Source organism: Knoellia sp. Soil729, from assembly GCF_001427985.1.
Classification (GTDB): Bacteria; Actinomycetota; Actinomycetes; order Actinomycetales; family Dermatophilaceae; genus Knoellia.
On the sequence record NZ_LMSA01000005.1, the window covers coordinates 40,247 to 50,427 of the forward strand.

Consider the following 10,181-nt stretch of genomic DNA (forward strand, 5'->3'; position numbering starts at 1 on the left):
GTCAGCCCTCACGGGGCGCGACAACGAGTTTGCGCTGCCCGTGTGGTCGATTGTGTGGGCCGGTCAAGGGCATGGCCGGTCAAGGGCATGCTGCTGGCCTGCTCAGGCCAGCGTCCAAGCTCCGTTGTTGTTGGTCAGTACCAGGGCCAGGAGTCGACGCAGGTTCAGGGCGGCGGCACGGTGGTGCAGCCACGCGTTGTTCTTCGCGACGCCGCGGTAGGGCACGCGCCGGTTGCCTCGCACGAGCCACGCGATCGATCGTTCGACCATCGGCCGATGGGTCCGGTAGGTGTCCTGGAAGGCCGGGTCTTTGGCGCGGGCCCGGTGCTCGCGCTGGAGTTGCTCGTGCTTATGAACGTTCACGGTGCGGCCGCTGGTGGCGGCGGTGCAGCGGGCGCGCAGCGGACAGCCCGGGCAGGCCACGCCGAAGGTCACGGTCCGCTTCGCGCTCAACGAGCGGGTCACCCCGGCGGGGCAGGTTAGCGTGCCAGCGTCCTGGTCGTAGGCGAAGTCATCGATGATGAACCCGCCCTCGACCGCGGGCCGGCTGGGCCACGGCTTGATCACCGGGGTGTGCCCTGCCTTCCCCAGGCGGGCCAGCATGTCACCGGTGCCATACGCAGAATCGGCCAACACCTCAACGGTGTTCGACGCTTCGACGTCCTTCGAACCCGCTCCGGGGCTGTTCCCGGTGCTGGACTCGATGGTGGTGTCGCGCTCGAGCAGCGCGGCCCCACAGCGGCGTCGCTGTTCTCGGGACCGCTGGCCTTGGTGACCGCGAACGCGGTACTCAGCCCGGTGTCCGGCTCGATGACAATGTGGGCTTTGAACCCGTCCTGACGCCGCTCCCGGCTCTTGTGCGCGTGCCGGGTGTCCGGGTCGACCGTGGAGATCACCCGGTCGGGCGCGGTCCGGCGCGATCCGCCACCGCCCATCGGTGCCATCGGAACCTTCCGCGGGCTCGACATCCTGCCCGGCGACCAACGCCAGCAGCGCCACCGCCTCAGCGGGCGTGCCGCCAGCCTTCTCAATCGACTCCAGGTCCAACACGGCCAGCAACGCCTGAATCGCCCCGGGTTTGTCAGACGGTCAGTGCTGCCGGGAGCGGTTGCTCGTCGGCGTGGTTGTGACGGTAGTACTTGGCCTCGATCTCTGCCGGGGGTTTGGTAGGCCAGCGAGGAGTGGAGCCTGGTGTGGTTGAACCAGTCCACCCAGCCGAGGGTGGCGAGCTCGAGGTCGTCCGCGCCGCGCTACGGCCCTTCCCAGTAGACGAGTTCGGCCTTGTAGAGGCCGTTCACGCTCTCGGCGAGGGCATTATCGTACGAGTCGCCGACGGTCCCGATCGAGGCATGAAGGCCAGCCTCGATGAGCCGGTCGGTGTACCGGATCGAGGTGTACTGGCTGCCCGCGTCGGAGTGATGGACCAGCCCGGTGACGTCGCGCCCTGCACGGCTCCGGCTCCACAAAGCCATGTCCAACGCGTCCAGCGGCAGGTCAGTCTTCATCGACGAAGCTGCCCGCCAGCCCACGATCATCCGGGAGAACACATCGATGGCGAACGCGACGTACACAAACCCGGCGAACGTGGCGACGTAGGTGAAATCGACCACCCACGGCTCGTTCGGTCGGGTCGCGGTGAAGTCCCGTTTGACCAGGTCCGCGGGCCTGATCGCGGCGTCGTCCGCAATGGTGGTCCGAACGCGGCGATTACGCCGAAACCCTTGCATCCCAGCGGTTTTCATCAACCGTTCGATCGTGCATCGCGCCACCGGCGTCCCATTGACGGTGACGCCCTCACGACGCAACTGGTGGTAGATCTTCCTCGCCCCGTACAACCCGCCCCGGGACGCCTTGTGAACCCGGCACACCTCGTCCAGGACCAGCTCGTCACGCATCGCCCGAGCCGACAGGCCTCGAGCACGAGCGGCGTAGTACGTGCTCGGGGCGATCGGGCAACCGTGCTCAGTGAGCACCCTGCAGATCGGCACGACCCCGAACCTCTCGTGGTGGGCGTCGATGAACGCGGTCACCACGGCAGTCGCGGGTCGAGCTCCCGCGCGAAGAAAGACGACGCGGCGAGCAGGATCTCGTTGGCTCGCTTGAGTTCGCGAACCTCGGCCTGCAACGCCTTGATCGACGCCGCGTCCGTGCTCGTGGTCCCGGGCCGGCGGCCCTCATCGATCTCTGCTCGACGGACCCACCCGCGCAACGTGTCGGGCACGCCCCGACCTTCGGCGCAATCCGCTTGACGGCCGCGTTGAGCGACAACGACGTGTCCTCGCTCATCGCCTCCGCGACCAACCGCTGCGCCCGATCACGCAGCTCGTCCGGGTACTTCCTGGGTGCTGGCATAACTCCACCTTTCCGTGGAATCAGACCGTCCACCAGACCCGGGCGATTCATAGCCCCGACCCGTCAATGCCTCCAGAGCGACACAGTTGGCCGCGACCAGCTCGGCCCCACCGGGAACCTCACGCCCGACCCGGCGGACCGCAGCCACCAGCTGGGTGACCGTGTCCTGGCGGGCGACCGCGTCATCAAGGACGGTCGAGTCCAACGCCCGCCGACGCCGGCCGGTCGCCGACCCCGTTTCGATGATTACCGCCCGGACCACCTCGAAGATTCGATGCGGACGAGCACTTGCTGCCAGTCGTCGCCGCCAGTACGTCAACGTCGAGGGGTGGAACGCGCCCGCGTCGACCGCGACCCCGCACGCCGCCTTCCACCGCAAGTCGAACGTCACCGCCTCGGCGGCCTCCCGGTCCGAAAGTCCTTGCAGCGTCTGAAGAACGATCACCGAAGCGACCACCTCAGGCGGCAACGACGGACGACCCCGACCCGAGGGGAACAGGTCCGCGAACATCTCCGCCGGGAACAACCGATGCCGGTACTCAGCCAGAGAGGCGTACACGCTCCCCGGCTCGAGGCGCTGTGCTGGCTGGTGCCAAGCCAGCACAGCATGTCCCTTGCGCGACGTGTTCCACAGAGAGGCCCAAGCTCCCGAAGGAGTTCTGACGCGGAGCCAGTGAAAAGTTGCACGACATGTTGCACGCCGACCGCCACACCCCCGCTGACCTGCGATTACACGTATGTCTGAAAATCGGAAGGTCGACGGTTCGACCCCGTCCCTGGCCACCACCCGAAACCGCAGGTCAGAGTCCTCTGACCTGCGGTTTTGTCGTTCCCGTAGCCGTTCGTGGCTCGAGTCGAAGCCGACGCGAGTGACCGGGAATGTCCGCGACATGCCGAGGATCGCCGGGAGTTATCGCACGACATATCGCACGACGTCAAGAGACTCGCCCAGGGCCACACAACTCAGCCCTTTCACTCGGAGCGAGCATGTCGCGGGCGGCTCGTACGCCGGGGCGCGCCGTCGGTCGGTAGTCCGGAACCGTCAGCCCTGTCGATGATCGCGGCGACGTGCTGTCTTTGCCTCATCACCTCAAACAGTTGAGCCGAGACGCATGCCTTGGCGAGCGGCACCCGCTCCTTCGCGCCGTCTACGTCGATCGTCACCGGGGGCGGGCGTGTCTAGATGTGCCGGTGACCGGCTGGCGATGAGGCCGATGACGACTCAGTGCGCTACGTGCCCTCCGCCTCAGGCTGAGCACGAATGGGCTGGCCGCCGTCCCAGTGACCCGCGATGATGCCTCTCGCTTTCAGCTCGGCCTTTACCACCTTCGACGTCTGAGTCTTCGGCAACTGTGAGAGCGCCATCATGTAGCGGGGTACTGCGAAGTACGGCAGGTCTGGTTCGACGAACCGCCTCAGTTCGGCCATTGTCGGAGCGCTTCCGTCTCGGAGCACGACGGCCACCGCCACAACCTCCTCACCGAGGTCGCCCGGCAGGCCGTAGGCGGCAGCCTCCTCGACGGCTGGATGTCGCAGAAGGGCGGTCTCGACGAGGATTGGCGCGACGTTCTCCCCGGAAACGCGGATCATGTCCTTCTGGCGGCCCCGGTAGTAGTACCAACCATCTTGGTCTCGGGTCACGACGTCACCAGTGTGGAACCACAGGTTGCGGGAGGCCTGCACGGTCGCTTCGGGGCTACGCCAGTAGCCTGCTTGGCCTATGAACGGCCGCTCTGGTCTCAGGACCAGCTCGCCCTCGACATCAGCCGGTACCGGCCTGTCGTACTCGTCAAACACATCCGCCCTCCAGCCGGGCGATGGAAGTCCGCATGCACCGGGCCGGTTGTCGACGACGCTTGAAAACGAGGCCATAGCGACGGTTGAAAACGAGGCCACCCAGACAGATTGGATGGGTGATCTCAGTGGAGGATTGGGCTTTGATCCGGCGGCTGGTCGCGGACGGTGTTCCGCAACGGCAGGTCGCACGGGATCTGGGAATTGGTCGGTCAACGGTGAAGCGGGCGTTGGCCTCGCAGGGGCCGCCGAAGTATGAGCGGCCGCCAGTGGCGACGGCGTTCACGCCGTTCGAGCCGTTGGTGCGCCAGCTGCTGAAAGACCATCCGGATATGCCGGCGACGGTGATCGCGGAGCGGGTCGGCTGGACGGGGTCGATCACGTGGTTTCGTGACAACGTCCGTGCGCTGCGCCGGCAGCATCGCCGGGTCGACCCAGCGGATCGGTTGATCTGGCTGCCCGGTGACGCGGCGCAGTGCGACCTGTGGTTCCCACCGCAGAAGGTCCCGCTCGAGGACGGCACCAGGGCACTGTTGCCGGTGCTGGTGATCACCTGCGCGTACTCGCGTTTCATCCTCGCCTCGATGATCCCGACCAGACACACCGCGGACCTGCTGCTGGGGATGTGGGAGCTGCTGCAGCAGCTGGGTGCGGTTCCGCGCCGGTTGATCTGGGACAACGAGTCCGGCATCGGGCGCGGTCAGCGGCACGCGCAAGGTGTGGGGGCGGTCACCGGCACGTTGGCGACCACCCTCCAGCGGCTCAAGCCCTACGACCCGGAATCCAAGGGCATCGTCGAGCGACGCAACGGGTTCTTCGAAACCTCGTTCATGCCCGGACGCGACTTCGCCTCCCCAGCCGACTTCAACAACCAACTCGGGCAGTGGCTCACGATCGCCAACGGGAGGGTCGTGCGCACCACCAAGGCAAAACCCGTGGACCTGCTGGGAGCTGACCGGGCCGCGATGCTGCCCCTGCCGCCGATCGCTCCGCAGGTGGGCTGGGTCAACCGGGTCCGGTTGGGACGCGACTACTACGTCCGCGTCGACAGCAGCGACTACTCCGTGGATCCCACCATGATCGGCCGGTTCGTGGACGTCACGGCGGACCTGTCCCGGGTCCAGGTCCGGCACGATGGGCGCCTGGTCGCTGCGCATGACCGGGTGTGGGCGCGCGGCATGACGATCACCGACCCCGCCCACGTCGCCGCGGCCAAGGTGCTGCGGGAGCAGTACCAGCAACCCCGACCAGCACCCGATCCAGGGGAAGGGTTGGTGAGGGACCTGGCCGACTACGACCGCGCCTTCGGCCTCACCAGTGACGGCGCGGTCGCGTGATGGCAGCCACGACCAAGAACGACGCGACCCAGGCGCTCAAGGAGTTGAGCTACCTGGCTGGCGCGTTGAAGGCACCCCGGATCATCGAGGCAGCGGCCCGGTTGGCTGACCATGCCCGGGACGCGGGCTGGACCCATGAGGAGTACCTCGCCGCCGTCCTGGACCGCGAGGTCGCCGCCCGCAACGCCTCCGGTGCCCAGCTGCGAATCCGCGCGGCCGGGTTCGCCGCGCGCAAGACGATTGAGGAGTTCGACTGGGACGCCCAACCCGCCGTGCGCCAACAAGTCGCCTCATTGGCCTCCGGCGGGTTCCTCACCGAAGCCCGCAACGTCGTTCTCCTCGGCCCGCCCGGCACCGGCAAAACCCACTTGGCTACCGGCCTGGGCATCGCCGCCGCCCACCACGGCCACCGAGTCCTGTTCGCGACCGCGACCGACTGGGTCACCCGCTTGAGCGACGCCCACCGCGCCGGCACCCTCCCGCAAGAGCTTGCCCGGCTACGGCGCTACGGGCTGATCATCGTTGACGAAGTGGGCTACCTCCCGTTCGAGCAAGACGCAGCGAACCTGTTCTTCCAACTCGTTAGCAGCCGGTACGAACACGCCTCGCTGATCCTCACCTCCAACCTGCCATTCAGCGGCTGGGGCGGCGTGTTCGGCGACCAAGCCGTCGCCGCAGCCATGATCGACCGCGTCGTGCACCACGCCGACGTCCTCACCCTCAAAGGCGCCAGCTACCGGCTCCGCAACCGCGGCATCGACACCCTGCCCAGCATCAGAACCCAAGACGCGGCAGACTAAACAACACGAACCGGTGGCCTCGTTTTCGAGCGTCGCATCGGCCTCATTTTGGAGCGTTGCCGACACCGGTATTGTCCAAACGGGATGCCGAGTGGCAGCCCAGCGTCGGTCGACCCGTAAACCTCCGTCGTCGCGAATCCGAAGCGGGACTCGAACTCTTTCCTCTCTGCGGGTAGAGGCAGCACCATTCCTAACCGCAACCGATGGACACTCTCGAGCGACTCGGGTGGACGGCGCCAAAGTATCGCGGGAATGGAGCCCATCATGTTGGTCACGGTTGCTCGTGTTTCGGCGATCTCATCGGCAAGGAGTTCACCCTCTCCGGATCCGAGCAGAACCCCGACCTCACCGGCAAGTCGGTGCGCGACGTCGTCAAGCGAGCCCGCCTCCCCGTCGCCGGCCCGGTGCAGGCCTTCCTGGACCACGGGGACGACTTCCTCGTGGCGCCCACGGTGGAGGTCCTCGTGAACAAGATGAACGCCCTCGCCACGACCGAAGGGTCCGACGCCGTCATCGACCCGGTCGCGATCCTCCAGCTCATCGAGGCACGAGACCGGCAGGTCGACAACGGCTACTCCAAGGACGCCCAGATCAGCGCGATCCACGCCTCGCGAACCTACCGAGGGGACAAGCTGACTCGCACCGCCACACCCCACAAGTTCCTCGACCCCAAGAATGGTCCGCTCATCGCGGTGCGGCTCAACATCCTCACCCGCAAGACCTTGGGCGGACTGGAGACCGACCTGTCCGGGCGCGTGCTGGGCGACGGTGGCGAGCCCATCCCCGGGCTGTATGCAGCAGGCGAAGCCTCAGGTTTCGGCGGTGGCGGAATGCACGGCTACAACTCGCTCGAGGGAACGTTCCTCGGTGGCTGCCTCTTCAGTGGCCGCACGGCGGGCGTCGTGCGGCCGAAGCCCTGTGAGCATCGTGTGACCCAGGGGTGGGCACACCCAGGAGCCCACGAGTCGATGTGAAGACGACCGTCAGGCGGCGCGTCAGGCGGCGCGGGACTTGGGCGCCGTCTCAGCCGTCTTGGCCGGGTCGGTCTCCACCACGTCCCCGAGGGCCTCGTCGATCCGCTTCATCAGCTCGGGCTCGAGCTTCACACCGGCGGCCTTGACGTTCTCGCCCACCTGCTCGGGCCGTGACGCCCCGACCAGCGCAGCGGCGACGTTCTGGTTCTGCAGCACCCAGGCGACCGCGAGCTGAGCCATCGTCAGACCCGCATCATCCGCCACCGGCTGGAGGGCCTGGACGCGGGTCAGGACGTCGTCGTTCATGAAGCGCTTGATCATGTTGGCGCCGCCCTTCTCGTCGGCGGCGCGCGAACCCTCGGGCGGCTGCTGCCCGGGCTGGTACTTGCCGGTCAGGACGCCCTGCGCGATCGGGCTCCACACGATCTGGCTGATGCCGAGCTCCTCGCACGCCGGCACGACCTCGCCCTCGATGACGCGCCACAGCATGGAGTACTGCGGCTGGCTCGAGATGAGCTGGATGTTCAGCTCCTTCGCGAGTCGGTGGCCCTCGCGGATCTGCTCGGCGGTCCACTCGCTGACGCCGATGTAGAGCGCCTTGCCCTGGCGGACGACGTCGGCGAACGCCGTCATCGTCTCCTCGAGCGGGGTCTCCGTGTCGTAGCGGTGGGCCTGGTAGAGGTCGACGTAGTCCGTCTGCAGGCGGGTGAGGGAGCCGTTGATCGACTCCATGATGTGCTTGCGTGAGAGCCCGGTGTCGTTCTTGCCGCCCGGGCCGGTGGGCCAGTAGACCTTGGTGAAGATCTCCAGACTCTCGCGGCGCTCGCCCTTGAGCGCGTCGCCGAGGACGGTCTCGGCCTTGGTGTTGGCGTACGCGTCAGCGGTGTCGAAGGTGCTGATCCCCGCATCGAGGGCGGCGCGTACGCACTGGGTCGCGACGTCGTTCTCGACCTGCGAGCCGTGGGTCAGCCAGTTGCCGTAGGTGATCTCGGAGATCTTCATCCCGCTGTTGCCGAGGTATCGGAAGTTCATGCCTCGACCGTACGCCCGTTCGTGAGGCTGCCTCGCGTTGCCGGTGGCCCGCCTGGCGTCAGCGCAGCCCGCTGTCGGAGGGCGACAGCGCGTCCAGCGTCGAGGATGGAGCCGCGCACCGGTGTCGGGCGATGGCGTCGGTGACGGCCCCTCTGTGCTCGGGTCGAGCTGCGACCTCGAGGTCACGGAGCGCGATCTCGATGCGTCGCTCGATCCGCGGGCTGTCCCTGCCCCAGTGAGCGATCTCGTCGAACGCCAGGGCGAGGTAGTCAGCGAAGTCCGGCTGGGGCACGGACAGGAGAAGTCGCCCCTCATCGGTGACGCGTTGCCGTGGCGGAAGCGCGCGGGTGGCGAGTCGGCGAACGATGTCGTGCAGGTGGTCCAGCGCCTGCACCGCCGTCGTGGGGTCGTTGACACCCGGAGAGAGTGCGCGCTCGGCGATGTCGACGAGCTGTCGCAGGCCGAACCCGACGTCCTGGTCCATCGTGCGCTCGCGGCCCACGCGCACGGTGGCATGCAGACGCCCGTCGTCGAACTGCGCTCGTCCATGCACGCGTGCGAGCGGCGCACCCGTCGCGACGAACTCCCCCACGGCGCGCAGCATCTCGATCGACACCTCTGCTCGCTCTGCGGCACGGGCGAGCGCCGTGTCGTCGATCCACTCCACGACACCCGGGTCCTCGGCAGAGATCACCCGGGACGGCCCGTCACCGGCACTGAGCCAGGGTTCCGGTTGCGAGTCGGCCGGAAAGCGGTCGTCGATGAGGGCACGGGTCTCGTCGGAGATGTTCGACAGGATCGTGGCGGCCCGGATCGACTGCGCGATGTGGTTGATGTAGCTGAGGAACACCAGCACCGACACCAGGACGAGCACGAACGCGAGCGCGACGGCGAACTGGGGGACGAACGGGTCGACCTGAGCGGTCCCGCGCACGCTGCGCAGGACCACGAGACCGTAGACGAAGGTCGCCACGAAGACACCGAGCGCGACCTGGTTGAAACGGTCCTCGAGGAACGAGCGCAACACCCGCGGGGAGAACTGGCTGCTCGTGAGCTGCAGCACCACGACCGTGATCGAGAAGACCAGACCGGTGAAAGAGATCATCGACGTGATGATCGCCGCCAGCAGCGCGCGTGCCCCCTCGGGTCCACCCGAGAACAAGAAGGGCAGACGGAGGGAGGTGTCGAGCGACTCGTCGATGGCGGTCACGCCGAGGGCGAGCAGGGTCGCACCGATGGCGAAGAGCAGCGGCACCGCCCAGAAGCGCCGCGCGACACTCCTCAGCTTCGCTTTCACGATGCCCGATCCCCGGGCTCGCGGGCGCAGGGCCGGTCGAAGAGCACGTGGCCTCCCGGACGTAGTTGCGTGGGCTCGGAGGGTATCGCGCTGTCGGTCGATCGAGACTCCACAGCGAGGGCGACCGCCCCTCTCCAGTAGCGCCTCGACGGCCTGGTGGCCCGATGCGGACCTCCGGGACGGGCATGGTCATCTTCGCGGACATGTGACTCATCAGTACTAGACCGTCATGACTAGTTAGTTTGCGACCGGTCAATCGTGGGTTCACGGAGCCCGGCCGATCTGCCGGGTCGACCGGCCTCGAAGCGTTGCAGGACAGGCTTTCTCGCGTGCTTGGTCGAAGGGCACAAGCAGCTCGCTCGATCGCTTGGAAGGAGTCGGATCATGACGCGCCCGCCTGCGGGGAGCGACCGCATGACTATCTGGTGCATAGCACGTTGGGAGGGTTATCGCGGGGAGGACATGCCGCTACGTTCAGGATTTCTGGCGTCGTCGAGATGCCCACAGGGAAAAGAAATCCATGAGCGCGGTACGGAGATCGGGCGAGCGATTCTCACCTCTCCCGCGCGCCGTCGCGACCCTGACCTCTCTTGCC

At 67.2% G+C, this 10,181-nt stretch carries 6 protein-coding genes, 3 pseudogenes and 1 other annotated feature; of the genes and pseudogenes, 3 read left to right on the forward strand and 6 right to left on the reverse strand.

Annotated elements, in window-relative coordinates; all coding sequences use genetic code 11:
- Positions 1–102 precede the first annotated feature (102 nt).
- From ASG74_RS17020 to ASG74_RS15125, 4 genes and pseudogenes are all read right to left on the reverse strand, one after another.
- Positions 103–1,011, reverse strand: a pseudogene (locus ASG74_RS17020) (transposase); the annotation flags it as partial.
- A gap of 70 nt (positions 1,012–1,081) precedes the next feature.
- A pseudogene (locus ASG74_RS15110) lies at positions 1,082–2,352 on the reverse strand (IS3 family transposase).
- Positions 1,941–2,072, reverse strand: a sequence feature (AL1L pseudoknot). It overlaps the preceding pseudogene by 132 nt.
- A gap of 37 nt (positions 2,353–2,389) precedes the next feature.
- Positions 2,390–2,926, reverse strand: a pseudogene (locus ASG74_RS15120) (transposase); the annotation flags it as partial.
- Between the two features lie 656 nt (positions 2,927–3,582).
- Complete coding sequence (locus ASG74_RS15125; protein ID WP_156465435.1) at positions 3,583–4,248, reverse strand: AMP-binding enzyme; 666 nt, start codon at positions 4,246–4,248, stop codon at positions 3,583–3,585.
- Between the two features lie 17 nt (positions 4,249–4,265).
- Here ASG74_RS15125 and istA point away from each other — a divergent pair, with 17 nt between their 5' ends.
- The 3 genes from istA (at position 4,266) to ASG74_RS15140 (ending at position 7,257) form a co-directional block, all read left to right on the forward strand.
- Complete coding sequence (gene istA / locus ASG74_RS15130; protein WP_056145497.1) at positions 4,266–5,483, forward strand: IS21 family transposase; 1,218 nt, start codon at positions 4,266–4,268, stop codon at positions 5,481–5,483.
- A complete protein-coding gene (gene istB / locus ASG74_RS15135) occupies positions 5,483–6,283 on the forward strand; it encodes an IS21-like element helper ATPase IstB (protein ID WP_056145698.1) in 801 nt (266 codons plus the stop codon). Before istA ends, istB begins: the two co-directional genes overlap by 1 nt.
- Positions 6,284–6,486: 203 nt before the next feature.
- Positions 6,487–7,257, forward strand: coding sequence for an FAD-binding protein (locus ASG74_RS15140; protein WP_056145498.1), 771 nt, complete (start codon positions 6,487–6,489; stop codon positions 7,255–7,257).
- A 21-nt stretch (positions 7,258–7,278) separates the two neighbouring features.
- Here the strand turns inward: ASG74_RS15140 and ASG74_RS15145 are convergent, their stop codons facing one another.
- Positions 7,279–8,289, reverse strand: coding sequence for an aldo/keto reductase family protein (locus ASG74_RS15145; RefSeq protein WP_056145501.1), 1,011 nt, complete (start codon positions 8,287–8,289; stop codon positions 7,279–7,281).
- Between the two features lie 58 nt (positions 8,290–8,347).
- Positions 8,348–9,586 (reverse strand): DUF2254 domain-containing protein, encoded by a 1,239-nt coding sequence (locus tag ASG74_RS15150; RefSeq protein ID WP_200942641.1) that lies wholly within the window; start codon positions 9,584–9,586, stop codon positions 8,348–8,350.
- Positions 9,587–10,181 lie beyond the last annotated feature (595 nt).